This window comes from Streptomyces venetus (assembly GCF_039540295.1).
GTDB lineage: Bacteria > Actinomycetota > Actinomycetes > Streptomycetales > Streptomycetaceae > Streptomyces > Streptomyces venetus.
This window is the reverse complement of sequence record NZ_BAABET010000005.1, coordinates 163,382-188,806: the sequence shown is the minus strand read 5'-3', so window position 1 is coordinate 188,806 and position 25,425 is coordinate 163,382. Positions and strand designations below refer to the sequence as shown.

General features: G+C 72.0%; 22 protein-coding genes. 12 read left to right on the top strand and 10 right to left on the bottom strand.

The annotated features are described in order from the left end of the window. Positions 1–64: 64 nt before the first annotated feature. Positions 65–3,325, bottom strand: coding sequence for a S41 family peptidase (locus ABEA82_RS17905; protein ID WP_345662527.1), 3,261 nt, complete (start codon positions 3,323–3,325; stop codon positions 65–67). Between the two features lie 179 nt (positions 3,326–3,504). Between ABEA82_RS17905 and ABEA82_RS17900 the strand changes: the two genes are divergently transcribed. The 5 genes from ABEA82_RS17900 (at position 3,505) to ABEA82_RS17880 (ending at position 8,358) form a co-directional block, all read left to right on the top strand. Beyond that, positions 3,505–4,104, top strand: a complete 600-nt coding sequence (locus tag ABEA82_RS17900) for a TetR/AcrR family transcriptional regulator (protein ID WP_345662526.1) — start codon at positions 3,505–3,507, stop codon at positions 4,102–4,104. A 104-nt stretch (positions 4,105–4,208) separates the two neighbouring features. Next, complete coding sequence (locus ABEA82_RS17895; protein ID WP_345662525.1) at positions 4,209–6,473, top strand: MMPL family transporter; 2,265 nt, start codon at positions 4,209–4,211, stop codon at positions 6,471–6,473. 141 nt (positions 6,474–6,614) lie between these two features. Then, positions 6,615–7,169 (top strand): YbaK/EbsC family protein, encoded by a 555-nt coding sequence (locus ABEA82_RS17890; protein ID WP_345662524.1) that lies wholly within the window; start codon positions 6,615–6,617, stop codon positions 7,167–7,169. After that, positions 7,166–8,011 (top strand): EamA family transporter, encoded by an 846-nt coding sequence (locus ABEA82_RS17885; RefSeq protein ID WP_345662523.1) that lies wholly within the window; start codon positions 7,166–7,168, stop codon positions 8,009–8,011. Before ABEA82_RS17890 ends, ABEA82_RS17885 begins: the two co-directional genes overlap by 4 nt. Before the next feature lie 71 nt (positions 8,012–8,082). Continuing rightward, complete coding sequence (locus tag ABEA82_RS17880) at positions 8,083–8,358, top strand: DUF1876 domain-containing protein (RefSeq protein ID WP_345662522.1); 276 nt, start codon at positions 8,083–8,085, stop codon at positions 8,356–8,358. A 19-nt stretch (positions 8,359–8,377) separates the two neighbouring features. Here ABEA82_RS17880 and ABEA82_RS17875 read toward each other — a convergent pair whose 3' ends face one another. The 6 genes from ABEA82_RS17875 to ABEA82_RS17850 all read right to left on the bottom strand — a co-directional run bounded on the left by ABEA82_RS17875 (position 8,378) and on the right by ABEA82_RS17850 (position 13,212). Beyond that, on the bottom strand, positions 8,378–9,541 hold the full coding sequence (locus ABEA82_RS17875) for a serine hydrolase domain-containing protein (protein WP_345662521.1): 1,164 nt from the start codon (positions 9,539–9,541) through the stop codon (positions 8,378–8,380). Positions 9,542–9,575: 34 nt separating this feature from the next. Continuing rightward, on the bottom strand, positions 9,576–10,022 hold the full coding sequence (locus ABEA82_RS17870) for an organic hydroperoxide resistance protein (protein WP_345662520.1): 447 nt from the start codon (positions 10,020–10,022) through the stop codon (positions 9,576–9,578). A 107-nt stretch (positions 10,023–10,129) separates the two neighbouring features. Further along, positions 10,130–10,600, bottom strand: a complete 471-nt coding sequence (locus ABEA82_RS17865) for a MarR family winged helix-turn-helix transcriptional regulator (RefSeq protein ID WP_345662518.1) — start codon at positions 10,598–10,600, stop codon at positions 10,130–10,132. Positions 10,601–10,626: 26 nt separating this feature from the next. Then, the gene (locus ABEA82_RS17860) at positions 10,627–11,394 is read right to left on the bottom strand and encodes an energy-coupling factor ABC transporter ATP-binding protein (protein ID WP_345662517.1); all 768 of its coding nucleotides are present in this window, start codon (positions 11,392–11,394) and stop codon (positions 10,627–10,629) included. After that, positions 11,382–12,143, bottom strand: a complete 762-nt coding sequence (gene cbiQ / locus ABEA82_RS17855) for a cobalt ECF transporter T component CbiQ (RefSeq protein WP_345662516.1) — start codon at positions 12,141–12,143, stop codon at positions 11,382–11,384. Before cbiQ ends, ABEA82_RS17860 begins: the two co-directional genes overlap by 13 nt. A gap of 1 nt (position 12,144) precedes the next feature. Next, positions 12,145–13,212, bottom strand: coding sequence for an energy-coupling factor ABC transporter permease (locus ABEA82_RS17850; protein ID WP_345662515.1), 1,068 nt, complete (start codon positions 13,210–13,212; stop codon positions 12,145–12,147). Positions 13,213–13,379: 167 nt separating this feature from the next. Here ABEA82_RS17850 and ABEA82_RS17845 point away from each other — a divergent pair, with 167 nt between their 5' ends. After that, positions 13,380–13,745 carry an SsgA family sporulation/cell division regulator gene (locus ABEA82_RS17845; RefSeq protein ID WP_345662514.1) on the top strand — a complete coding sequence of 122 codons (366 nt, stop codon included), beginning with the start codon at positions 13,380–13,382 and terminating at the stop codon, positions 13,743–13,745. 19 nt (positions 13,746–13,764) lie between these two features. Here the strand turns inward: ABEA82_RS17845 and ABEA82_RS17840 are convergent, their stop codons facing one another. The 3 genes from ABEA82_RS17840 to ABEA82_RS17830 all read right to left on the bottom strand — a co-directional run bounded on the left by ABEA82_RS17840 (position 13,765) and on the right by ABEA82_RS17830 (position 19,059). Then, entirely contained in the window at positions 13,765–15,438 is a 1,674-nt protein-coding gene (locus ABEA82_RS17840; RefSeq protein WP_345662513.1) for a penicillin-binding transpeptidase domain-containing protein, read from the bottom strand. A 96-nt stretch (positions 15,439–15,534) separates the two neighbouring features. Then, on the bottom strand, positions 15,535–17,166 hold the full coding sequence (locus tag ABEA82_RS17835; RefSeq protein WP_345662512.1) for a penicillin-binding transpeptidase domain-containing protein: 1,632 nt from the start codon (positions 17,164–17,166) through the stop codon (positions 15,535–15,537). Positions 17,167–17,304: 138 nt separating this feature from the next. After that, the gene (locus ABEA82_RS17830; RefSeq protein WP_345662511.1) at positions 17,305–19,059 is read right to left on the bottom strand and encodes a dolichyl-phosphate-mannose--protein mannosyltransferase; all 1,755 of its coding nucleotides are present in this window, start codon (positions 19,057–19,059) and stop codon (positions 17,305–17,307) included. Between the two features lie 85 nt (positions 19,060–19,144). Here ABEA82_RS17830 and rsmI point away from each other — a divergent pair, with 85 nt between their 5' ends. From rsmI to ABEA82_RS17800, 6 genes are all read left to right on the top strand, one after another. Continuing rightward, on the top strand, positions 19,145–19,990 hold the full coding sequence (gene rsmI / locus ABEA82_RS17825) for a 16S rRNA (cytidine(1402)-2'-O)-methyltransferase (RefSeq protein ID WP_003990834.1): 846 nt from the start codon (positions 19,145–19,147) through the stop codon (positions 19,988–19,990). Positions 19,991–20,293: 303 nt separating this feature from the next. After that, the gene (locus ABEA82_RS17820) at positions 20,294–20,716 is read left to right on the top strand and encodes a hypothetical protein (RefSeq protein ID WP_345662510.1); all 423 of its coding nucleotides are present in this window, start codon (positions 20,294–20,296) and stop codon (positions 20,714–20,716) included. A 79-nt stretch (positions 20,717–20,795) separates the two neighbouring features. Next, complete coding sequence (locus ABEA82_RS17815) at positions 20,796–21,686, top strand: TatD family hydrolase (RefSeq protein ID WP_345662509.1); 891 nt, start codon at positions 20,796–20,798, stop codon at positions 21,684–21,686. Between the two features lie 154 nt (positions 21,687–21,840). Beyond that, a complete protein-coding gene (locus ABEA82_RS17810; protein WP_345662508.1) occupies positions 21,841–23,412 on the top strand; it encodes a resuscitation-promoting factor in 1,572 nt (523 codons plus the stop codon). Between the two features lie 176 nt (positions 23,413–23,588). Continuing rightward, a complete protein-coding gene (gene rsmA, locus ABEA82_RS17805) occupies positions 23,589–24,476 on the top strand; it encodes a 16S rRNA (adenine(1518)-N(6)/adenine(1519)-N(6))-dimethyltransferase RsmA (protein WP_345662507.1) in 888 nt (295 codons plus the stop codon). Beyond that, positions 24,473–25,375, top strand: coding sequence for a 4-(cytidine 5'-diphospho)-2-C-methyl-D-erythritol kinase (locus ABEA82_RS17800; protein WP_345662505.1), 903 nt, complete (start codon positions 24,473–24,475; stop codon positions 25,373–25,375). The genes rsmA and ABEA82_RS17800 overlap by 4 nt, the downstream gene beginning before the upstream one ends. The last annotated feature ends 50 nt before the right edge of the window (positions 25,376–25,425 follow it).

Sequence of the window (25,425 nt, the reverse complement as noted above, 5' to 3'; positions counted from 1 at the left end):
CGCGCTGAACGGAAGGGGTGCCTCGCGCGGGGCACCCCTTCTCGCGTCCTCCCCCCCGCATCCCTCATGCCCTGGGCGGCAGCTTCGGACGGGAGCGGTCCGGTACGTCGCTGTAAGTCGGCGGCGTCGCCGGAGGGTTGGTCTCCAGCAGCCCGAAGGCCTGCTCCACCGCGTCGGTCAACTGGGCGTGCCGGCCCTCCGCCCAGTCCAGCGGGGTGCGCAGGACGTCGATGTCCGGGGCGACGCCCCGGTTCTCCACGGACCAGCCGTACGCGTCGAACCAGGCCGCGTTCATCGGCACCGTGATCACCGTGCCGTCCCCCAGCTCGTGACGGCCGGTCATGCCGACCACACCGCCCCACGTGCGCTGCCCCACCACCGGGCCCAGCTTCAGCAGCTTGAACGCGGCGATGATCATGTCGCCGTCGGAGGAGGTCGCCTCGTCCGCCAGCGCCACCACCGGGCCCCTCGGCGCGTTCGAGGGGTACGACACGGGCTGCGCGTCGCGGGTCAGGTCCCAGCCCAGGACGGTGCGGCTCAGCGTCTCGACGACCAGCTCGCTGATGTGGCCGCCGGCGTTGCCGCGCACGTCCACGATCAGGGCCGGGCGGGACACCTCCATGCGCAGGTCGCGGTTGAACTGGGCCCAGCCCGAACCGCCCATGTCCGGGATGTGCAGATAGCCGCACCGGCCCCCGCTCAACTGCCTGACCACCGCCCGGCGTTTGGCCACCCAGTCCTGGTAGCGCAGCGGTCGCTCGTCGACCAGTGGGACGACGGCGACCCGGCGCGGCGGGCCCCCGCCCTCCGGCGGCTTCGCCGGCGGGGAGAAGGTCAGCTCCACCGTCGTGCCGCCCGCGCCCGCCAGCAGCGGATACGGGCCCGCTTGCGGATCCACCGGGCGGCCGTCGACGTGGGTCAGCACCGCCCCCTCCCGGATGCCCGTACCGGCCAGCGGGGAACGGGCCTTGGAGTCCGAGGAGTCGCCGGCCAGGATCCGCTTGACGGTCCAGCCGCCGTCCCGCCGTACGAAGTTGGCGCCCAGCAGGCCCTGCCGGCGCTGGTAGTGCGGCGGTCCTTCATTGCGCCGGGCGGCGGTGACGTAGGCGTGGGAGGTGCCCAGCTCGCCCAGCACCTCGCGCAGCAGGTCCGCGAACTCGTCCGGGGACGCGACCCGTTCGACCAGCGGACGGTACTGGTCCAGCACCCCGTCCCAGTCGATGCCGCACATGCCCGGATCCCAGAAGTAGGCCCGGATCAGCCGCCCCGCCTCCTCGTACGCCTGCCGCCACTCCGCCGCCGGGTCGACCACGTGCAGGATCCGGCGCGCGTCGATCCACACCGTGGTGTCCGAGTCGCCCTGCTCGGTGGCCGGAACCGCGCGCAGCTCGCCCTCGTCGGCCACGACCAGCCGGGTGCCGTCGCCGCTGACCGCGAAGAAGTCCAGGTGCACCGCGAGTTCGGACCTTCTGGCCTTGGAGATGCCAAAGTGCTCCAGTGTCGGCCGGCCGCTGGTGTCGTCCGGGTTGGCGAAGGTCTCGCCGAGCGCGCCCGAGATCGGCCAGCGCAGCCACACCAGTCCGCCGCCCGCCACCGGACACAGCGCCGAGTACTTGGAGGCGGCCACCGGGAAGGGCGTGACCCGGCTCTCCAGCCCCTCCAGCTCCACGGTCACGGCGGCCCCGTTCTCCTCGTTCTCGTCGTCCTCCACCGGGTCCAGGCCCCCGGCCGCCGGGCGTCCCTCCGGGTTCACCGCGAAGGGGGAGGGCGTCGCCGAGGACAGCGGGACGAGGTACGGGCGGCAGCCCAGCGGGAAGGACAGGTCGCCGGTGTGCACGTCGTAGACGGGGTCGAAGCCGCGCCAGGAGAGGAAGGCGAGGTAGCGGCCGTCGCGCGTGAAGACCGGGTTCTCGTCCTCGAAACGGCCGTTGGTGACGTCGACGACGAGCGGGCCCGCGTCCGGCGTTCCGGCGAGTCTGGCCATCTTGATCTGCCGCAGGGTGCGCCCGATACCCGGGTGCGACCAGGTCAGCCATGCCCCGTCCGGGGAGAACGCGAGGTCCCGCACGGGCCCGTTGACCGACCGGATCAGCTCGCTGACCCCGCCTTCTGACTCCTCGGTGACGTCGACCAGCAGCAGGAGCCCGTCGTGCGAGGCGACCGCGAGCCGTTCGCCCTCGGGGTCCGACGCCAGCTCGCGCACCCGGCCCAGCGCGCCCGAGGCGAGCCGCCTGGGGCCCCGGTCGCCGCTCGCCCGGGGCAGGGAGGCGATCTCGATGGCGTCCTCGCCCTCCGCGTCCGTCACGTACGCCACCCGGCCGCTCGCGCCGAGCATCTCCGGCATCCGCACCCGGACGCCCGGGGTGTCGGTGAGGGTGCGGGCCGGACCGTCCCGGTGGGTGAGCCAGTACAGGCTGCCGCGTACGACGACGGCACTGGCTCGCCCGGTCTCGTCGACCGAGATCCCGTCCACGTGCTGGGCCGCCGCCACCTGGTACGGGCGCCGCCCCGCACGCGGACCGCCCATCCGTACGTCCAGCCGGCGCGGCTCGGAGTCCGGCGAGAGGTCGTCGACCAGCCACAGGTCGCCGGCGCACTGGTACACGACCCGGGTGCCGTCGCTGGCGGCGTGCCGGGCGTAGAAGGCGTCGTGGTCGGTGTGGCGGCGCAGGTCGGAGCCGTCGTAGGCGCAGGAGTAGAGGTTGCCGACGCCCTCGTGGTCGGAGAGGAAGGCGATCCGGCCGCCGACGAACATGGGGGAGTGCAGATGGCCGCCGAGACCGGCCAGCAGTCGTTCGCCGTGCAGCCACAGCCGCCCCGTGGCTCCGCCCCGGTAGCGCTTCCAGGAGGCCGGTTCGTGCGGCGGGGTGCCGGTCAGGAGAAGGGACTTGCGCTCTCCGTGGATGTCGGCGACCTGGATGTCGGCCACCGGCCCCCAGGGCAGCTTGCGGCCCGGGTCGCCGTCCGGGGAGACCTTGTAGGCCCAGGTGAAGTACGAGAACGGCTCGCCGTGCGAGGCCACGGCCAGGATCTCGCCGTCGGGGGTCCAGCCGCAGACCCGGGTGTCGGTGCTGCCCCAGTGGCTCAGCTGCCGGGCCGGGCCGCCGTCCACCGGGGCGAGATGGACCTCGGGCACCAGGCTGCGCCAGCTCGTGTACGCGAGGTGCCGGCCGTCGGGCGAGAAGCGGGCGGGGCCGGTCCTGGTGCGGTCGACGGTGAGCCGCCAGGCGCGCCCGGGGCTGTCGAGGGGGGCGAGCCAGAGGTCGTCCTCGGCCACGAAGGACAGCAGGTCGTCATGGAGGTGCGGCAGACGCAGATAGCTCACCTCCCCATGCTTTGCCCGGGGGCGAACCGCAGCAAGTCAGGGCAAACGGGCTGCCGTGACCCATGACACGTACGAAACCGTTTCGTTTCTATCGAGGGCTGCGCTACATTCGTCGTGTACGAAGTCGTGTACGAAACCGTGTCGTTCGGGGGCGCGGTCGGAGCAGGAAGGTGACAGGGATGACCGAGGTCGCCGCCGGGCGTCGCAGCCGGATCACCCCCGAGCGCGAGGCCGAGCTGTACACGGCCGTGCTCGACCTGCTCCGCGAAGTCGGCTACGACGCCCTCACCATGGACGCCGTGGCCGCCCGCACCCGGTCCAGCAAGGCCACGCTCTACCGCCAGTGGGGCGGCAAGCCGGAGCTGGTGGCGAAGGCGATCCGGCACAACAAGCCGGGCAACCTCTCCGACGTCGACACCGGATCCCTGCGGGGCGACCTGCACGCCGTCACCTCGCGCGAGGACGACTGCACCATGCAGCAGAACGCCGCGCTGATGCGGGGTCTGTTCATGGCGGTCCACAGCAACCCGGACCTCCTCCAGGCGTTCAAGGAACTGCTCATCGAGCCGGAGATGGAGGAGTTCCACCGCATGGTGCGGCGAGCCGTCGACCGCGGTGAGGTCCGTGCCGACTGTCCGGCCCTGGAGTACGTCGTGCACATGCTCGTCGGCGCGTTCGCCACGCGCACGCTGATCGACGACCAGCCGCCGACCCAGGAGTTCCTCATCTCGTACATCGACGCCGTGGTCCTCCCCGCCCTCGGCGTCCCCGCCGGCTGACGAGTCCCCTTCAGCAAGCTCTCCACCTGACGTAACCGCTCACGTCGTCGGGCTGATCAGCCCTGCCCAGAACCGACCCCACGACCTGAACGGGAGTAGCCCTCGTGGCGACATTCCTTTATAAACTCGGCCGGCTCTCGTTCCGGCGACGGCACTTCGCGGCCCTGATCTGGGTGGCTCTGCTGACCCTCGCCGGAGTCGGCGCGGCCAGCGCCCCCGCCGCGGGCAACAGCTCGTTCTCCATCCCGGGCACCGAGGCGCAGAAGGCCTTCGACCTGCTGGAACAGCGTTTCCCCGGCGCGAGCGCCGACGGAGCGACCGCACGCGTCGTCTTCAAGGCGCCGGACGGCGAGAAGATGACCGACGCCGGCAACAAGGCGACCGTCGAGAAGACCGTGCGGGCCCTGTCCGACGGCTCCGAGGTCGCCCGCGTCACCGACCCGTACCAGGCGAAGGCCGTCAGCAAGGACGGCACGATCGCCTACGCGCAGGTGTCGTACAAGGTCTCCGGCATGGAGCTCGACGACGCCGCGAAGGACGCCCTGGAGGACAGCGCGCGGGACGCGCGGGAGACCGGGCTGACCGTCGAGATCGGCGGTGACGCCCTCCAGGCGGTGCCGCACACCGGATCCAGCGAGATCATCGGCATCGCGGTCGCCGCGGTCGTCCTCGTCATCACCTTCGGCTCGCTCGTCGCGGCCGGTCTGCCGCTGCTGACGGCGCTCATCGGCGTGGGCATCGGGGTCTCCGCGATCACCGGCCTGGCCAGCGCCCTCGACCTGGGCACGACCACCTCCACCCTCGCGATGATGATCGGCCTGGCGGTCGGCATCGACTACGCGCTCTTCATCGTCTCCCGCTACCGCGCGGAACTGGCCGAGGGCCGGGAACGCGAGGAAGCGGCGGGCCGCGCGGTGGGCACCGCGGGCTCCGCCGTGGTCTTCGCCGGCCTGACGGTCGTGATCGCCCTGGTCGGCCTCTCCGTCGTCAACATCCCGATGCTGACGAAGATGGGCATCGCGGCGGCGGGCACGGTGGCCATCGCGGTGCTGATCGCCCTGACCATGATCCCGGCGCTGCTCGGGTACGCGGGCCGCAGGGTGAAGCCGGCGGGGGAGAAGGGGAAGCTGCTGGGCCGGGCTGCGAAGAAGGCTTCGAAGGAAGCCTCGAAGGAGGCTTCAAGGGAGGCCTCGAAGGAGCCTTCGCAGAAGCCGGAGCGCCCCAACCTGGGCACGCGCTGGGCGAGCTTCGTCGTCCGCCGCCCCGTCGCCGTCCTGCTGCTCGGCGTCATCGGCCTCGGCGCGGCGGCCGTCCCGGCGAGCTCCCTGGAACTGGGCCTGCCCGACGACGGCTCCCAGCCCACCTCCACCACCCAGCGCCGTGCCTACGACCTGCTGTCCGAGGGCTTCGGGCCGGGCTTCAACGGCCCGCTGATGGTCGTCGTCGACGCCAAGGGCAGCGACGATGCGAAGGCGGCCTTCACGGAGGTCGGCGACGAGATCAAGGGCCTGAAGGACGTCGTCACGGTGACGCCCCCGGCGCCCAACAAGGCCGGTGACACGGCCACCATCACCGTCATCCCCGGCTCCAAGCCGTCCTCCGTCACGACGGAGAACCTGGTGCACGGCATCCGGGACGCGGGCGCGGACATCAAGGCCGACACGAACGCCAACGTCCTGGTCACCGGCAGCACCGCGATGAACATCGACGTCAGCGAGAAGCTCAACGACGCGCTGGTGCCGTACCTGGTCCTGGTGGTCGGCCTGGCCTTCCTGCTCCTGATCGTCGTCTTCCGCTCGATCCTGGTCCCCCTGAAGGCGGCCCTCGGCTTCCTCCTCTCCGTCATGGCGGCCCTCGGCGCCGTCGTCGCGGTCTTCCAGTGGGGCTGGCTGTCGGACCTGATGGGCGTGGAGCAGACCGGCCCGGTCATGTCGATGATGCCGATCTTCATGGTCGGCGTGGTCTTCGGCCTCGCGATGGACTACGAGGTGTTCCTCGTGACCCGGATGCGGGAGGCCTACGTCCACGGCGAGAAGCCCGCCCAGGCGATCGTCACGGGCTTCCGGCACGGGGCGAGGGTGGTGACCGCCGCGGCCGTCATCATGATGGCCGTCTTCGCCGGCTTCATCGGCTCGTCCGAGTCCATGGTCAAGATGATCGGCTTCGGCCTCGCGATCGCGGTCTTCTTCGACGCGTTCATCGTCCGCATGGCCATCGTCCCGGCCGTCCTGGCCCTCCTCGGCCGCAAGGCCTGGTGGCTCCCGAAGTGGCTGGACCGGGCCCTGCCCAACGTCGACGTCGAGGGCGAGGGCCTGCGGCGCTCGGACTCCGACCAGGGGGACGCGGACCGGGAGCTGGCACGCACCTGACGCTTCCCACTCTCTGAGAAACAGTCCGGTGAGGGCTCCGCGGGACGGGAGCCCTCACCGGCTTCTTCAGGCGAGTCGAGGAACGTCTCGAAGTGCTGAGGGCGCTCGCGTGGCCCGTACACCCACCGTTACCGTGCCCCCATGACGACGACAGCCGCCACTGACGCCGAGAACCCCGAAGCGCACCCCCTGTTCGCGCAGGCCCTGCGGGAGTTGGGGCTCGCGGACGTGCTCACTCGGATCCGCCGATTTCCGGAAGCCACCCGTACCGCCACCGAGGCCGCCGCCGCTGTCGGGTGCGAGTTGAGTCAGATCTGCAAGTCGCTGATCTTCGCTGCATGGGGGTCCCCCCTGCTCGAGCGAAGCCGAGAGCTTGCGGGACGGGTGCCCGTGCTGGTGCTGATGGACGGGGCGTCCCGGGTGGATCTCGAGCTCGTGCGCGAGGAACTCGGTGCGCAGAAGGTCACCCGGGCCAAGGTCGATGTCGTCCGGGAGACCACCGGGTACGCGATCGGTGGGGTGCCGCCCTTCGGGCACCGGACGAGGACGCGTGTGCTCGCCGACCGGTCCCTGCTCCGGCACGAGACCGTCTGGGCCGCCGCCGGCACGCCGTACACCGTCTTCCCCATGGCGCCCGAGGAGCTCGTCGCCCACGCCGGCGGCACGTTCGTGGACGTGCGCGAGAGCGCCTCGTGACGCCGCTGGTCACTGCCGCCGTACTGCTCGCCGCCGTCACACACGCCAGCTGGAACGCCATCGCGCACAAGATCACCGACAAGCTGACCGGGTTCGCGCTGATCTCGGGCGGCGGGCTGCTCATCGGGCTGGCCATGGCGCCCTTCGTGGCGTTCCCGGCGGACCGGGCCTGGCCGTACCTGCTCGGTTCCGCCGTCATCCACATCGCGTACTACGCGCTGCTGATGACGTCCTTCCGGCTGGGCGACTTCGGGCAGGCCTATCCCATCGCCCGCGGCACCGCGCCCCTCGTGGTGACGGTGCTCGCCGCGGTCTTCGCCGACGAGGTGCCCGACCGGTGGGCCGCGGCCGGTATCGCCCTGTCCTGCGCGGGGCTGACCGGCGTCGCCCTGTGGGGCCTGCGCGGGAGCCGGCCCGACTGGGCGGCGATCGGAGCGGCCCTGGCGACCGGGCTGACGATAGCGGCGTACACCGTCGTCGACGGGCTCGGCGTGCGCGCCTCCGGGTCCTCCCTCGGGTACATCGCCTGGCTGATGGCGGTCCAGGGGGTCGTGATCCCGGCGTACGCGGTGATCCGCCGGCGCGGGAAAACCGTGGCGACCCTGCGGCCGTTCGCGGGGATCGGGCTGGTCGGGGCCGCGCTCTCCGTCGCCGCCTACGCCCTCGTGCTGTGGGCCCAGACCAAGGCCGAACTCGCCCCCATCGCCGCCCTGCGCGAGTCGTCCATCATCGTGGGCGCCGCCATCGGGGCCGTGTTCTTCAGGGAGCGGTTCGGGGCGCCGAGGATCGCCGCCGCCGGGCTGCTCGTCGTCGGGATCGGGCTGATGCTGCACGCCGGATAGGCGGGAACGGACGGGTGCGCCCGACCCACCTGAGGAGCACCCTGGAACTAGGTGTTCCGGAGGTGATCGTCATGATGCACACCACTGTGGGATGGCACGTCGAGATGGAGTTCCGGGAGGACGACCAGCACACCCGGGCGGTCGCGCTGGTCCGGCTGCCCGACGGCAGCGAGGTACGGGCGCACGGGCAGGCCAGTCGGCACCGGACCGACGTCAATCAGCCCAGGGTCGGGGAGGAGATCGCCGCGGCCCGGGCGCTCAACGAACTCGCCATGCAGTTGCTGACCAAGGCCCACGAGGAGATCGACCAGGCGTCCGGGCGGACGTCCCACCCGATCCACGTCTAGAGCCGTCTCTGGAGCCGCCTCACAGACCGATGGCCCCCCGCACCGCCCTCACCAGCCCCTCCGCCCGCGGATCCGCCGTCACCGTCTTGCGGAAGCCGTTGGTGACATAGCCGAAGGCGATCCCGGTGTCCGGGTCGGCGAAGCCGAGGGCGCCGCCGCGGCCCGGGTGGCCGAAGGAGCCCGGGGTGAGGAAGGGGGAGGCGCTGCCGTGCAGCATGTAGCCGAGGCCGAAGCGGGTGCCGACCACCAGGACCCGGTCGGGGCCCGCCGACTCCTCGGCCCGGGCCAGCTCGACCGTCTCCGGCGTGAAGAGGCGGGCGGCGCCGGCCGTGTCGCCGATCAGCGTCGCGTAGAAGCGGGCCAGACCGTCCGCCGTCGCTATCGCGTTGGTCGCGGGGAGGGCCGCCGCACGGTAGGCCGGGTCGTTCTGGTCCGGGAACGGGGTGATGGCCGCGAAGGCCCGGCGGGTCAGGGAGTCCGGGTCCTCGTAGGCCTCGGTGACCGAGCGCTTGGGGCGGCTGCGCAGGCCGCCGGCCGGCTCGGGGCCCTCGACGCGGCCCGCGCGTCCGACCCGGCCGGCCTCGGTGTCCGGCAGGCCCAGCCAGAGGTCCAGGCCCAGCGGGCCGGTGAGTTCTGCGGCGAGCCATGGGCCGGCGCCTTGCCCGGTCACGCGCCGTACCAGTTCGTCCAGCAGCCAGCCGTAGGTGAGGGCGTGGTAGCCGTGGTCGGTGCCGGGCTCCCAGGCGGGGGCCTGGGCGGCGACCGCCTCGGGGCCCCGGAGCGGGTCGAGGGTCTGTTCGGGGGTCAGGGGCCGGTCGAGCACCGGCAGTCCGGCCCGGTGGTTCAGGACGTGCCGGACCAGCACCCGTTCCTTGCCCCGCGCCTTGAACTCGGGCCAGTAGTGGCCCACCGGCGCGTCCAGGTCGAGCTGTCCGCGCTGGTGCAGCAGCAGGAGTACGGCGGCGGCGACGCCCTTCGTGGCCGAGCGCACGACCTGGGCGGTGCCGTGCTCCCAGGGGTCCGTGCCGTCGACGTCCTTCGTGCCGGCCCACAGGTCGACGATCCGCCGGCCGTCCCGGTAGACGGCGACCGCGGCGCCCCGCTCCCCGAGCGACTCGAAGTTCCGTACGAACGCTTCCCTGACCGGCTCGAAGCCCTCGGCCACTGTGCCGTGCACGTCCACGCCCGTACTCCTCGTCTCACTCGGGTGCTCCCCTTCACCCAAGCAGGATCGTCACGTCGATGTTCCCCCGGGTCGCGTTCGAGTACGGGCAGACCTCGTGGGCCGCGTCCACCAGCTTGGTCGCGAGGTCGGGGTCGAGGACGGGGAGGGAGACGCTGAGGGCGACCGCGAGGCCGTAGCCGTGCTGCTTGTTGGGGCCGATGCCGACCTTCGCGGCGACCGTGGAACCGGTGAGGTCGTAGCCCTCGCGGTTGCCGACGAGGATCAGCGCGTTGTGGAAGCACGAGCTGTAGCCGGCCGCGAAGAGCTGTTCCGGGTTGGTGCCGTTGCCGTCGCCGCCGAGCTGCGGGGGCATCGCGACCCTGAGGTCGATGTGGCCGTCCTGGCTGGTGACGTAGCCCTCGCGGCCCCCGTGGGCGGTGGCCTCCGCGACGTACATGATCTTCGTCGGACGGGTGTCGACGGCGGGGCCGTCAGTCATGCTGTCCTCCCCCACAAACAAGTGCGCACAAACACATCGTGCACAAGGTACTGACCGGTAACCGGTCTTTCGTCACCAGGGGATGCAACCGGGGGTAACCCTCGTGATCAGCGGGCGCTGTCCGCCGCCGACTCGGCCCGCTCCGCCAGCCGCCACAGCTCCTCGCGGAGCCGCGCGACCTCCGTGTCGTCGAGCCCCGTCGTGGTGAGCAGCGCACCGGGCACGCGCGCCGCGCGCTCCCGGAGTTCCTCCGCGCGCCCGGTCGCGGCCACGAGCACCGACCGCTCGTCCCGCGCCGACCGCTCACGCCGTACGAGCCCCGCGCTCTGAAGCCGCTTGAGCAGCGGCGAAACCGTCCCGTAGTCGAGCCGCAGCGCCGCCGCCAGCTCCTTGACCGGCATCTCGCCGCGCTCCCAGAGGACCAGCAGGACCAGGTACTGCGGGTAGGTGAGGCCCAGTTCGTCGAGGAGCGGACGGTACGCGGCCGTCACCGCGCGCTGGGCGGCGTACAGCGCGAAGCACAGCTGCTGGTCCAGCAGCAGCGAGGCACCCCGACTCGTGGTCTCCTCGTTCGTCACGCGCCCATTGTCACGGACGGGCTCCGTCACGGACGGGCCGGTGCGGCCGGTACGGACCGGGGGTCGAAGCCGAACGGCAGCTCCAGGCGGTGGGCGCGCATCAGTTCCTCGTCGGAGAGCAGCTCACCGGTCGGTCCGTCCGCCGCGATGACGCCGTCGCTGAGGATCAGGGAGCGCGGGCACAGCTCCAGGGCGTAGGGGAGGTCGTGGGTGACCATCAGCACGGTCACGTCGAGGGAGCGGAGGATGTCGGCCAGTTCCCGGCGGGAGGCCGGGTCCAGGTTGGAGGAGGGCTCGTCGAGGACGAGGATCTCCGGCTCCATGGCCAGCACGGTCGCGACGGCGACCCGGCGGCGCTGGCCGAAGGAGAGGTGGTGCGGCGGGCGGTCCTTGAACTCCGCCATGCCGACCCGCTCCAGCGCCCGGTCCACACGCGCCTGAAGCTCCGGCCCCTTCAGCCCGGCCGCCGCGGGCCCGAACGCCACGTCCTCCCGGACGGTCGGCATGAAGAGCTGGTCGTCCGGGTCCTGGAAGACGATGCCGACCCGGCGCCGGATCTCCGCCATGTGCTGCCTGCCGACGGGCAGCCCGGCCACCCGCACCGCGCCGGTGCCGCCGGTCAGGATGCCGTTGAGGTGCAGCACCAGGGTCGTCTTGCCGGCGCCGTTCGGCCCGAGCAGGGCGACCCGCTCGCCGCGCGCGATCGAGAAGTCGACGCCGAAGAGGGCCTGGTGCCCGTCGGGGTAGGCGAAGGCGAGGCCCGAGACCTCGAGGGAAGCAGTCACAGGGACCATCCCAGCAGACAGACGGCGAGCGCGGACACCGGGAGGGCGAGGGCGTACGACCACTGCGCCCGGGACGCGGTCACCTCGTCGATGACCGGCATCGCACCGGCGTAGCCGCGGCTGACCATGGCCAGGTGCACGCGCTCGCCGCGCTCGTAGGAGCGGATGAACAGGGCGCCCGCCGACTTGGCCAGCACGCCCCAGTGCCTAACGCCCCTGGCTTCGAAGCCGCGTGACTCGCGGGCGATCCGCATGCGCCGCATCTCGTCCGTGATGACGTCGCCGTAGCGGATCATGAAGGACGCGATCTGCACGAGGAGGGGCGGGAGCTTCAGGCGCTGAAGGCCGAGCAGCAGCTCGCGCAGTTCCGTGGTGGCGGCCAGCAGCACCGAGGCCGCGACACCGAGCGTGCCCTTGGCGAGCACGTTCCAGGCGCCCCACAGCCCGTTCACGCTCAGGGACAGGCCGAGGACGTCGATCCGCTCGCCCTCGGCCACGAACGGCATGAGCACCGCGAACGCGACGAACGGCACCTCGATCAGCAGCCGCCTGAGCAGGAACCCCGCGGGCACGCGCGCGGCGTACGCCACGACCCCCAGCAGTACGGCGTACAGGCCGAAGGCCCACATCGCCTCCCGCGGTGTCGACACCACGACCACGACGAAGGCGAAGACCGCGGCGAGCTTGGTGTGCGGCGGCAGGCCGTGCACGGGGGAGTGCCCGTGCCGGTAGAGCTTGTGCGCGTGCCCCGCTCCCATGTCAGACGCCCGTGGTGGTCGTCGGGTCCGTCGTCCGCGACGGGGACGTGTCGTCCGAGCGGCGGCGGCGCACGGCCCAGAACACACCGGTGCCCGCGACGACCGTGACACCCACGCCGATGACGCCCGCCAGCCCCCCGGACAGGCGGGCGTCGGTGACGTCCTTGACGCCGTAGTCGGCGAGCGGGGAGTCGGCCGCGGAGTGCTCCTCGGCCTTCTTGTCGATGCCGTGGTCGGTGGCGACCTTCTCCAGACCGTCCGGGTCGGCGGAGGCGTAGAAGCTGACGAACCCGGCCAGGACCAGCGAGGTGACCAGGCCCGCGGCCCAGACCCCGCGCTGCGAGGTCCGGGCGGCCACGGGGGCGGGTTCGGCGCCGGGCGCGTCGACCAGCTCGCCGTTCACCCGCAGCTTGAGCTTCCGCGTGAGACCGCGCGCCCCGTACACCAGGTCCGGGCGTACGGCGATGACCGCGCCGACGGTCAGGGCGGTGATCGCGGCCTCGCCGACGCCGATGAGCAGATGCACGCCGACCATGGCGGTGGCGACCTTGCCGATCGACACGTCGGTGGTGCCGCCGATCGCGTACATCAGCGTGAACGCCAGGGCGGCGGCCGGGACGGAGAGCAGGGCGGCGGCGAAGGAGGCGACCGTGACCGACCTGCGGGTGCGGGGCAGCAGCTTCACCAGGCCGCGGAAGACGGCGTAGGCGACGACCGTGGTGACGATCGCCATGTTGGTGATGTTCACGCCGAGCGCGGTCAGGCCGCCGTCGGCGAAGAGGATGCCCTGCATGAGCAGGACGACGGAGACGCACAGGATGCCTGTGTACGGGCCGACGAGTATCGCGGCGAGCGCGCCGCCCAGCAGATGGCCGCTGGTCCCCGCCGCGACGGGGAAGTTCAGCATCTGCACCGCGAAGATGAACGCCGCAACGAGGCCGGCCAGCGGTGCGGTCCGCTCGTCGAGTTCGCGGCGCGCGCCGCGCAGGCTCACGGCGACGGCGCCCGCGGCGATCACACCGGTGGCGGCGGAGGTGGGCGCGTTGATGAATCCGTCAGGTACATGCACCGTTCGATGATGTGGCTAGATGCGAATGGTTTGCAAGAGCGTGCTGCTTGTTTTATCCCACTCCAGATATTCGGTCCCAAAGGGTGCAATCCGGAAAATATGGGAAATTGAAGAGGGGGCGGACGCACAGATTCCGCCCACGTAGCGCACGGTGAAGGGGCCGTCCGATGTCCGTAGTCGAGCAGTACGCGCGAGCCCACATCGTCACGGACGCGTCCGTCCCGCTGATCGATGAGCTGGAAGCGATTCCGGTCACGCTGCGGTACGACCCGGAACGCGACCCCCGGTCGGTGCGGATCGGTCTCCCGGGGGCCGGGGCGCGCGAGTGGACCTTCGACCGCGCGCTGCTGGAGGAGGGGCTGCGGGCCCCCACGGGCAGCGGTGACGTGCGGGTGTGGCCGTGCGGGCGGGTGCAGGCCGTGGTGGAGTTCCACACCGCCGAGGGTGTGCTGGTGGTGCAGTTCGAGCGGCAGGCCCTGCTGCGGTTCCTGCGGCGGACCTACATGGCCGCCGCGGAACCCGTGACGCACTGAGGGGTCTGAACCCGCGGGCTCAGCCGCCCATCTTCAGCAGTGCCGCCACGATCGGCCCGGCCGTCGATCCGCCGTGGCCGCCCTGCTGGACCACGCCCGCGGCCGCCAGGTCGCCCCGGTAGGCCGTGAACCAGCCGTTGGGCTTCTTCTGCCCGTCGACCTCGGCGGAGCCGGTCTTCGCGCCGGCGTCACCGCTGACCCCGGCCATCGCCTCCGCGGCCGTGCCGTAGTCGGCCGTGTACGACATCAGCTCACGCATCTGGCCCAGCGTGCCCGCGGACATGGTGCGCGACGCCTTCGCGAGCTTCCGCCCGTCCACGTCCGGGGAGACCAGGTACGGCTGGTGGAAGGTGCCGGACTTGATGGTCGCCGACACCGACGCCATGTTCAGCGGGTTCATCCGGACCCCGCCCTGCCCGATCAGCGAGGCGCCCTTCTGGGCCGCCGACTGCACCGGCACCGCCCCGTCGAAGGACGGCACTCCGATGGCCCAGTTGTTCATCCCCAGGCCGAAGACCTGCTGGGCCTGCTTGGTCAGGTCGTCGTCCTTCAGCTTCGGCGCCTGGCTGATGAAGGCCGTGTTGCAGGAGCGGGCGAAGCTCGCCTTGAACGTGCCGTCCTTGATCTCGAACTTGTCGTCGTTCTGGAACTTCCAGTGTCCGTACGTGAAGTACTTCGGGCACGGGTGCTTCTTGTCCGCCGAGGCGAGGCCCTTCTCGATCAGCAGCGACGAGGTGATGACCTTCATCGTGGAGCCGGGGGCGAGGGAGCCCTGGAAGGCGGTGTTGAAGCCGGGCGAGGCGTTGGCGGCGGCCAGGATCTCGCCGGTCGACACCCGCATCAGGACCACCGACGACTTGGCCTTCTTCGCGACCTGCTTCTCGGCGGCGGCCTGGAGGGCGGGGTTCAGCGTGGTCTTCACCGTCCCCGGTGTGCCCTCGCTCAGCTCCAGCAGGGTCTTGTCGGACAGGTCCTTCTCCTTGGCGGCCTTCCCGCGCACGACCCGGAGCTCGATGCCGGCCTTGCCGCCGGCCTCCTTGCCGTACTTCTCGCGCAGCCCGTCCAGGACCGGGCCGAGCGAGGCGTACTTCTCCTTGGTCAGCTCACCGCCGTCCCGGTCGAGCGCCTTGACCGGGGGCGTGCCCGCCTCGCCGGTGACCAGGGTGTCGCCGTCCTTCAGATCCGGGTGGACGACCGCCGAGTGCCAGTCGACCAGCGGCTTTCCATCGCTGGTGCGGCGCACGACGGTCAGCGCGCTCTGGTACGCCAGCGGCTTCTCGGTGTCCTTGTACGCCACCGTGCCCTTGACGGAGAACGGCACCTTGTCACCGGTGGGCGTGCCCGGGGTGACGGTGACGTCCTTGACGCGGGCGTCCTTGGTGTAGCCGGTGAGCAGCAGCTTCGCCGCGGCCGGGTCGTCGGTGGCCGCGGCGGCCTGCGGGACCTTCCCCGCCTGCCAGGAGGTGAGGAAGGCCCGCGCGGTGGTGGTGACCTCGGACGGTGACAGGGGCCCGGTCTTCACCTTGGGCTTCTGGTCGGCGGAGGCCGATCTGGACCCGTCGTCGGCCGCCGCGCCACCGCCGTACAGCGCGTAGGCGCCGAATCCGGCTCCGCCGACGACCACGGCGATCATCCCGCCGATCACGGCGGGCTTCGTCTTCCGTCGCTCGGCGACGCGCCTTCTGTTGCCCACTGCTGTCCGTTCCTCCGCGAAATCCCAGGGTCCCCGATGCCCTCAACTGTCCCAACGACGGCCACCACCCTAGAGTCCCGTCCGGCGCGGATGAGATCAGCCGCCGGTTCGTAGCACGGCTGCGACAATCGGACCGGCCGCGTCACCGCCGTGACCGCCCTCCTCCGTCATGGCCGCGGCCGCGATGTCGCCCCGGAATCCCGTGAACCAGCTGTTGGACTTGGCGTTGCCGTCGACCTCGGCGGAGCCGGTCTTGGCGCCGATGTCGCCGCCGAGTCCCCGCATGGCCTCCTGGGCGGTGCCCTGGGTGGCGGTGAGCCGCATCATCTGCTTGAGCTGGGCGGCGGTGCTCGCCTTCAGGCCCTCGGCCCGGGCGAGCTCACGGTCGTCCAGCTCCGGGGAGACCAGATAGGGCTGGCGGAAGGTGCCGGTGATCGCGGTCGCGGTCACGGAGGCCATGTTCAGCGGGCTCATCTGGACCTGGCCCTGCCCGATGGCGCCCGCCGCCCGGTCCGGGCCGCTGACCGTCGGGACACGGCCGTCGAAGGAGGCGACGCCGGTCTTCCAGTTGTCCTGGCCGAGGCCGAAGCGCTTCTCGGCCTCCTCGGTCAGGGAGGCGTCGGTGAGCGGCTTCTCGTCGATGAGCTTGATGAAGGCGGTGTTGCAGGACCGCATGAAGCTGCCTGCGAGCGTGGCGGACTCGTCGGGCTTCATGCCCTCGAGGTTCTTGAAGGTCTGGCCCTGCCACACGGCGTCGGACGGGCAGGGCGCCGGTCCGTTCATCGAGGTCACGCCGTTGTCGATGAGCATCGCGGCGGTCATGATCTTCATGGTGGAGCCCGGGGCCGCCTGGCCCTGGAAGGCCGCGTTGAAGCCGTCCGTACGGTTGTTCGCCACGGCCAGCACCTCGCCCGTGGTCGGCTTGACGGCCACCACCGAGGACTCGTCGAACCGCTTGACCGCCTTCTCGGCCGCCGCCTGCGCGCTCGTGCTGATCGTGGTGGTGAGCTTGCCGGGCTTGCCCTTGGCGAGGGTCAGCAGCGGGGTGTCGGGAGCGCCGTTGCCCTCGTGCCGGACGACCAGTTCGATGCCGGGCGTGCCGCCGGCCTTCTCGCCGTACTTCTCGCGCAGGGCGTCCAGGACCGGGCCGAGGGAGGGGTACTTCTCCTTCGTGAGCACCGAGCCGTCGCGGCCCACGGCCTCGATGGGCGGGTTGGCCGACTGCTCCGTGACCAGCGTGTCGTCCTTCTTCAGCTCGGGATGGACGACGGACGGCTGCCAGTCGACCAGCGCCCGGCCGGTGGTCACCCCGCGCACGACCTTCAGCTCGCTCTTGTAGCTCAGCGGCTTGGACTTCCCGTCGTAGGCCACCTTCGCCTTCACCGTGTACGGCACGGTGGTGCCCTTCGCCGGGCTCGGCGTGATCTTCACATCGGTGATGTGCGCGTCGTCGGCGAAGGCGCTCAGCAGCCGATCCGCGGCCGCGTCGTTGTTGGTGTACGACGCCGCCGTCGCGACCGTGCCCTTCTGCCAGGCCGCGAAGAACTTGGACGTGGTCTCCTCGACCTCGTCCTTGCCGGGCGGCCCCGACCGCTTCTCCGCGGAGACCCCGCTCGTGCCCCCGTCGCCGTTCAGCGCGCTCACGAGGTTGTAGGCCCCGTACCCGGCCCCACCCACCATCACCGCGAACACGCCGCCTATGACGGCGACCTTGACCCCCTTGCCCATAGGGCGGTCCCCTCCCCGTTGAGCCTTCCGCGCTCCTTTGAACGCGTTCAGAAAGCTCTGTACCGGGGGCACTCTATGCGGAAGCGGTTACTGCCCGGGTGGGCTTTTCGATTCGTGGCCGAACATAGGTCACATCCGTCAGACCCACGTGTCCAGCCACATCCGCGACCGCCAGTCGTCGATCGGGATGGCCTGGCCGGTGTACAGGGGCCAGAAGTAGATGAAGTTCCAGGCGATCAGCAGGACCAGGACGCCCGCGCCCGTGGCGCCCACGACACGGCGGGTGTCGGAGGAACGGGGCGGTCCGATGATCGCGCCCAGGAGCATGGCCACCGCAAGGCACAGGAACGGCAGGAAGACGACGGCGTAGAAGAAGAAGATCGTGCGCTCCTGGTACATGAACCAGGGCAGGTAGCCGGCCGCGATACCGCAGGCGATGGCGCCCGCGCGCCAGTCGCGGCGGAGCAGCCAGCGCCACAGGACGTAGAGCACCGCGAGGCAGGCCACCCACCACAGCAGCGGCGTGCCGAGGGCGAGGACCTCGCGGGCGCACTTCTCACCGGCGTCGGCGGGGCAGCCGTCCCGGCCGGGCGCCGGGGACTCGTAGAAGTACGACACCGGGCGGCCCAGGACCAGCCAGCTCCACGGGTTCGACTGGTAGGTGTGCGGCGAGGACAGGCCGACGTGGAACTCGTACACCTGGTGCTCGTAGTGCCACAGGCTGCGCAGCCAGTCCGGCAGGAAGGTCCAGCTGCCGCCCTTGCCGCTGGTCGCCGCCCAGTTGCGGAAGTAGCCGCCCGAGCCGTCGGTCGCGGAGAGGATCCAGCCGGTCCAGGACAGCAGGTAGGTGACGATCGCGACCGGGACCGTGGCGAGGAACGCGAGGCCCGTGTCGCGCTTGAGGACCGCCGCGTAGGGGTGCCGGGCACCGGCCACCTTGCGCGAGCCGACGTCCCACAGGACCGCCATCAGGCAGAACGCGGCCAGGATGTAGAGGCCGTTCCACTTCGTGCCGATGGCCAGGCCCAGCATCAGGCCCGCGCCCCAGCGCCAGGGACGCCACCCCAGCCGGGCCGTCTCCGCCGTGTGCCGGTCGGGACGGACCCGGCCGTCCGCGTCCACCGGGAGCGCCGCGGCGAGTCTCGCGCGGGCCTTGTCCCGGTCGATCAGCAGACAGCCGAACGCGGCCAGCACGAAGAACATCAGCACGCCGTCGAGCAGCGCCGTGCGGCTCATCACGAAGTGCAGGCCGTCCACCGCCATCAGCGCGCCCGCCAGGCAGCCCAGGAAGGTGGAGCGGAACAGCCGCCGGCCGATCCGGCACAGCAGCAGCACGGAGAGCGTGCCGAGCAGCGCGGTCATGAACCGCCAGCCGAACGGGTCGAAGCCGAACAGCAGCTCCCCGAGCCCGATCACGTACTTGCCGACCGGCGGGTGCACGACGTACGCCGCGTCGGTCGGGATGGTGACGTGCCCGCCGGACGAGAGGACCAGGTCGTTGGCGTTCTTGTCCCAGTTGACTTCGAAACCGCGGTGGACGAGCGCCCACGCGTCCTTCGCGTAGTACGTCTCGTCGAATATCACGGCCTTGGGGTTGCCCAGGTTCCAGAACCGCAGCGCCCCCGCCAGCAGCGTGACGAGCAGCGGGCCGATCCAGCCCGACCAGCGCACCAGCCGCCCGGCGCTCGTGTACGGGATGCCGAGCGCGGCCCACAGGCGCGGGCTGGGCTCGGTGTACGGCGGCACCAGGCGATCACGGACGTCACGAGGCTCACGGGCGTCGCTCGCGGGCTGCTGATAGCCGAAGCGGCGCAGCCGCTGCTGCCAGGACGGCCGCTGCTCGTGCGGGGCCTGGCCCTGCCGGGTGTCCGTGGAGGACGCGGTACTGGTCACCGCGCCATCGTAGGGAACCGTGCTGTGTGAGTCCCGTGCATGGCCGGTATGCGTCCGCAACACCCGCCCCTGGGAGGATGGGGGCGTGACCGGAATCCTCGTACTCGCAGGCACCCCCATCGGCGACATCTCGGACGCGCCGCCCCGGCTCGCCGAGGAGCTGGCCGGAGCCGACGTCGTCGCCGCCGAGGACACGCGCCGGCTGCGGCGGCTGACCCAGGCGCTGGGCGTCACACCCAAGGGGCGGGTGGTGTCGTACTTCGAGGGCAACGAGTCCGCGCGCACGCCGGAGCTGGTCGAGGAGCTGGTGGGCGGGGCGCGGGTGCTGCTCGTCACGGACGCGGGGATGCCGTCCGTGTCCGACCCCGGGTACCGGCTGGTCGCGGCCGCCGTCGAGAGGGACGTGCGGGTGACCGCCGTGCCCGGGCCGTCGGCCGTGCTCACCGCGCTCGCGCTGTCGGGGCTGCCCGTCGACCGGTTCTGCTTCGAGGGGTTCCTGCCGCGCAAGGCGGGGGAGCGGCTGGGGCGGCTGCGGGAGGTGGCCGGGGAACGGCGGACGCTCGTGTACTTCGAGGCTCCCCACCGGCTGGACGACACGCTCGCCGCGATGGCCGAGGTGTTCGGCGCGGAGCGGCGGGGCGCGGTGTGCCGGGAGCTGACGAAGACGTACGAGGAGGTCCGGCGCGGGGGGCTGGGGGAGCTGGCGGCCTGGGCCGCGGAGGGGGTGCGGGGGGAGATCACCGTCGTGGTGGAGGGGGCTCCGGAGAAGGGGCCGGAGGACGTCGGGCCCGAGGAGTTCGTGCGGCGGGTCCGGGTGCGGGAGGAGGCGGGGGAGCGGCGCAAGGAGGCGATCGCCGCTGTGGCGCAGGAGGCAGGGGTGCCGAAGCGGGTGGTTTTTGATGCTGTTGTCGCCGCGAAGAATTCCGGGTGACGGGTTGTGCGGGGTTGCTCGGGCCCACGCGGCGGAGCCGCATATAGGCACAGCCCCGCGCCCCTTGGGACACGTCCCCCAGGGCGTGTCTTGTAAGAGGGCGCTGAATAGCCTCTGAGCAGGGCGCTTTTCGTTTGAGCGCGCGCCCCATGGGTGAGCAAAGGGGACCCGCCGCTGAGGCAAGGAAGGCCCAAATCGGCGCCAATACTCCAGCAGGTCTGCTGCCTTCCGGCCGGCTGAGGAGTCCACTGGGTCGCGGGGACGGAATCGTCCTCACGCCTCAGCGGACCAACAGGAGCTGGCATGAGTGAGATCGCAGGGCAGACCGGGCTCCGCGCCGGTGCGAACGCCGTCGTCCACGAGTCGTACTCCTTCGCCTGCATGCGATGCGGGCACGGCTGGGAGCAGTCGTTCGAGATAGAGCACCACACCGACGCCACCGGGCACGAGTTCGTCCTCTACGTCGTGGACGGCAAGGTCGTGCCCTCCCCTCTGTCCAAGCCCACCTGCCACAACTGTGACGGTCACGTCCTGCGGATCATGCGGGCCGGGCGGGTCGCGTCGGCCCATGACGCGGCGCACCGGCCCCAGCGCGTGTCCCCGGCCGGGCCCGTGCAGGCCCCGACGGCGGACGCCGGGACCGACGAGGCGGGCGACGAGGAGAAGCGCGAGCACCACTGGCACCTGTCCGACCTGCTGCACCCCTTCCAGCGCAAGGCGAGCTGACCCGTCCGGCTCCCCTTGTCGACGCCCTCCCCGGTCCTCCCCCATCGGGGCGGGCGTCGCCCTTTCGTAGGATCGGGGCATGCCTTCGAACGACTCCGGCCGGCAGGACAAGAACGCGGCCCCGCCCCTCCCGGAACCCCTGCGGGTACCGGTCGCCGACTCCCACACCCACCTGGACATGCAGTCCGGCACGGTCGAGGAGGCGCTGGCGAAGGCGGCGTCGGTCGGAGTGACGACGGTCGTGCAGGTCGGCTGCGACCTCAAGGGCTCCCGGTGGGCCGCCGAGACGGCGGCGGCGTACGACGCCGTGCACGCGACCGTCGCCCTGCACCCGAACGAGGCCCCGCGCATCGTCCACGGCGACCCGGACGGCTGGTCGCGCCAGGGCGCGCGCGAACCGGGCGGGCAGGCCGCACTGGACGAGGCCCTTGCCGAGATCGACCGGCTGGCCGCGCTGGAGCAGGTCAAGGGCGTCGGCGAGACGGGCCTCGACTACTTCCGCACCGGGCCCGAGGGCAAGGAGGCCCAGGAGAGGTCCTTCCGCGCCCACATCGAGATCGCCAAGCGGCACGGCAAGGCCCTGGTCATCCACGACCGCGAGGCCCACGCCGACGTTCTGCGCGTCCTGAAGGAGGAGGGCGCTCCCGAGCGGACCGTCTTCCACTGCTACTCCGGCGACGCCGAGATGGCGGAGATCTGCGCGAGCGCGGGCTACTTCATGTCCTTCGCCGGCAACGTCACCTTCAAGAACGCCCAGAACCTGCGGGACGCGGTGGCGGTGGCCCCGCCGGAGCTGCTGCTGGTCGAGACGGACGCCCCCTTCCTCACCCCGGCGCCGTACCGCGGTCGGCCGAACGCCCCGTACCTCGTGCCGATCACCGTGCGGGCCATGGCCGAGGTGCGCGGCATCGACGAGGACACGCTGGCGACGGCCCTCGCGGCGAACACGGCACGCGCCTTCGGCTACTGATCCGCGGCTGATCCGCCGCCTCCGTCGATTCCGTCACCCGCACCGCACGACTGTGCGTAGTCGCGTCGCTTTGGAGAGTGACGGCCGCTCCGCTAGGTTCTGGGGGCCCGATCCGGACCCCTCTGGACCCCCTCGGCCCCTGGAGCGCGTCGGCGTGAGCAACTCGCACTACGAGACGTACGAGACGTACGGCCCGGCCTACCTGGACCCGCTGTACGGCGGTTACGACGCGCCCCCGGCTGATCCGCACACCGCCGAGACGCTGGGTCACGGCACGGCCGGCGTCCACGGGGACACCTACCGGCCCGCCTACGAGGAAGCGCCCCTGCCCGGGCTGCCCGGGCTGCCCCGGCAGGGCCCCACGGGCCCCGCACCGGCACCGGCGTTCACCGTCGGCCCGCCCCGCGTGGGCCCCCGCCCCGAGCCGCGCCCGGAGTCGCGTCCGGACACGCGCACGGAAACGCCGGCCGGATCACGCGCCGAGGCACGTGCCGGATCACGCGCCGAAGCTCGCGCGGGATCACGTGCCGAAGCCCGCGCCGAGGCACGTGCCGGATCGCGTATGGGGGCGCACACCGGCTCCCACCGCAGATCCGCGCGCCGGCGCAAGACGCGCTACGTCGAGCGCCCGGGCGACGGCTCCATGCGGCGGCTGCTCCCGCAGGCCCTGGTCGTCGCCTTCCTGGCGGGCGGCACCACGGCGTTCGTCGCCAAGGACAAGGCTATCGAGCTGAACGTCGACGGCAAGGCCCGCACCCTGCACACCTTCGCCGACGACGTCACCGAGCTGCTGGCGGAGGAGGGCGTCGAGATCGGCGCCCACGACGTGGTCGCGCCCGGCCCCGGCGCGCGGATCACCAGCGGCGACGAGATCGCCGTGCACTACGCCCGCCCCGTGCGGCTCACCCTCGACGGCGACCGGCGCGAGGTGTGGACGACGGCGCACACGGTCGCCGGGGCGCTCAGGCAACTCGGGGTGCGCCAGGAGGGCGCGTACGTCTCCGCGTCCCGCGCCCGGCGGATCGGCCGTGCGGGGCTCGCGCTGGACGTACGGACCGAGCGCACGGTCACGATCATGGCGGACGGCCGGGCCCGCACCGTCCGCACCAACGCGGCCACCGTGCTGGACGCGGTCGAGGAGGCCGGCATCACGCTGCGCGGCCAGGACACCACGTCGGTCCCGCAGGGCAGCTTCCCGCGCGACGGGCAGACCGTCACGGTGCTGCGGATCACCGGCGGCAGGGAGGTCCGCGACGAACCGATCCCGTTCCCCGTGCGGCGGACCGAGGACCCGGCCCTGTTCCGCGGCACGGAGGTCGTCGAACAGGCCGGAGAGCCCGGTCTGCGTCGCGTCACCTACTCCCTGCGCACGGTCAACGGCGTCAAGCAGAAGCCGCGCCGCATCAAGGCCGAGCTGGTGCGCGCGGCGCGCCCGCAACTGGTGAAGGTCGGCACCAAACCGCCCCCGGACTCCGTGCAGGGCGCCGACCACCTCGACTGGCAGGGCCTCGCCGCCTGCGAGTCCGGCGGCCGCCCCGACGCGGTCGACTCCTCGGGCACCTACGGCGGCCTCTACCAGTTCGACACCCAGACCTGGCAGTCCCTCGGCGGCCGAGGCCGCCCCCAGGACGCCCCCGCGGCCGAACAGACCTACCGAGCGAAGAAGCTCTACGTGAGACAGGGCACAAGCCCATGGCCCCACTGCGGCGGCCGCTTGCACAGCTAGCTGCGTGAGCTGCGGGCAGTCGTGCCGCTGGGGCGATGGGGGTCCCCCCTGCTCGAGCGAAGCCGAGAGCTTGGGGGAGGCACCCCGCTACGCCGGGCTGCGCAACACCCCGCCCCCAGCCCCGACCCCGAGGACCAGGAAACCCACCCGCGAAAACCCCCCGTACCCTTGTCCCCGTGACCAGCCCCACCCCCGACGCCCTCCTTGGCCCCGCCGACATCCGCGAGCTCGCGACCACCCTCGGCGTACGCCCCACCAAACAACGCGGCCAGAACTTCGTGATCGACGCGAACACCGTCCGCCGCATCGTCCGCACCGCACAGGTCCGCCCCGACGACGTCGCCGTCGAGGTGGGCCCGGGGCTCGGGTCACTGACGCTCGCGCTGCTGGAGGTCGCCGACCGCGTCACGGCCGTCGAGATCGACGACGTGCTCGCCGCCGCGCTGCCCGCGACCATCACGGCCCGCATGCCGGACCGCGCCGACCGCTTCGCCCTCGTCCACTCCGACGCGATGCACGTCACGGAGCTGCCGGGCCCCGCCCCGACCGCACTGGTCGCCAACCTCCCCTACAACGTGGCCGTCCCGGTGCTGCTGCACATGCTCGACACCTTCCCGACCATCGAACGCACCCTCGTCATGGTGCAGTCGGAGGTCGCCGACCGTCTCGCCGCCGACCCCGGCTCGAAGGTGTACGGCGTGCCCTCGGTCAAGGCCAACTGGTACGCCGAGGTCAAGCGCGCCGGAGCCATCGGCCGGAACGTGTTCTGGCCGGCGCCCAACGTCGACAGCGGCCTGGTCTCCCTGGTCCGCCGGACCGAACCGGTGAAGACGACGGCGTCGAAGGCCGAGGTCTTCGCCGTCGTGGACGCGGCGTTCGCCCAGCGCCGCAAGACACTGCGGGCCGCGCTCGCCGGCTGGGCCGGTTCCGCCGCCGCCGCCGAGACGGCCCTGGTCGCCGCCGGTGTCTCCCCGCAGGCCCGGGGCGAGTCGCTGACCGTGGAAGAGTTCGCGCGCATCGCCGAGCACAAGGCGAACCGGCACGAGGAGAAGGAGCCCGCGTGAGCGTCACGGTCCGCGTCCCCGCCAAGGTCAACGTCCAGCTGGCGGTGGGCCCCGCCCGCTCCGACGGCTTCCATCCCCTGGCCAACGTCTTCCTCGCGGTCGGCCTCTACGACGAGGTCACCGTCACCCCCGCCGACGAGCTGCGCATCACCTGCGCGGGCCCGGACGCGGACCAGGTCCCGCTGGACCGTACGAACCTGGCCGCACGAGCGGCCGAAGCGCTCGCCGCGCGGTACGGCCGTGACCCCGGCGTCCACATCCACATCGCCAAGGACATCCCCGTCGCCGGCGGCATGGCGGGCGGCAGCGCGGACGGCGCCGGTGCCCTGGTGGCCTGCGACGCGCTGTGGGGGACCGGCGCCTCCCGCGAGGAACTGCTCGGCATCTGCGCCGAGTTGGGCAGTGACGTGCCGTTCAGCCTGGTGGGCGCGGCGGCCCTCGGGATCGGGCGGGGCGAGCAGCTGACGCCCCTGGAGACCGGCGGCACCTTCCACTGGGTGTTCGCGATGGCCGGCCGGGGCCTGTCCACCCCGGCCGTGTTCCGGGAGTTCGACCGTCTCGGCGAGGGCACGGACATCCCGGACCCGGTCGCCTCCCAGGAACTCATCGCCGCCCTCGCCAAGGGCGACCCGGACGCGCTCGCCGCCGCCGTCTCCAACGACCTCCAGCCCGCCGCCCTCTCCCTCTTCCCGGAGCTCGCCGAGACCCTGGCCACCGGCCGTGCCGCCGGGGCCCTCGCCGCCCTGGTCTCCGGCTCCGGCCCGACCACGGCCTTCCTCGTCCGCGACCCGGAGTCGGCGGCCGCGGTGGCGCAGGCGCTGGTGGCGTCCGGCACGTGCCGGACCGTGCGCACGGCCCTGGGGCCGGCGCCCGGGGCCACGGTCGCCGGCGCCGCCTGATCGGGCGGTGCCGACGACCCCGGGAGGCGTCCGAGAGCTTCTGAGGACCC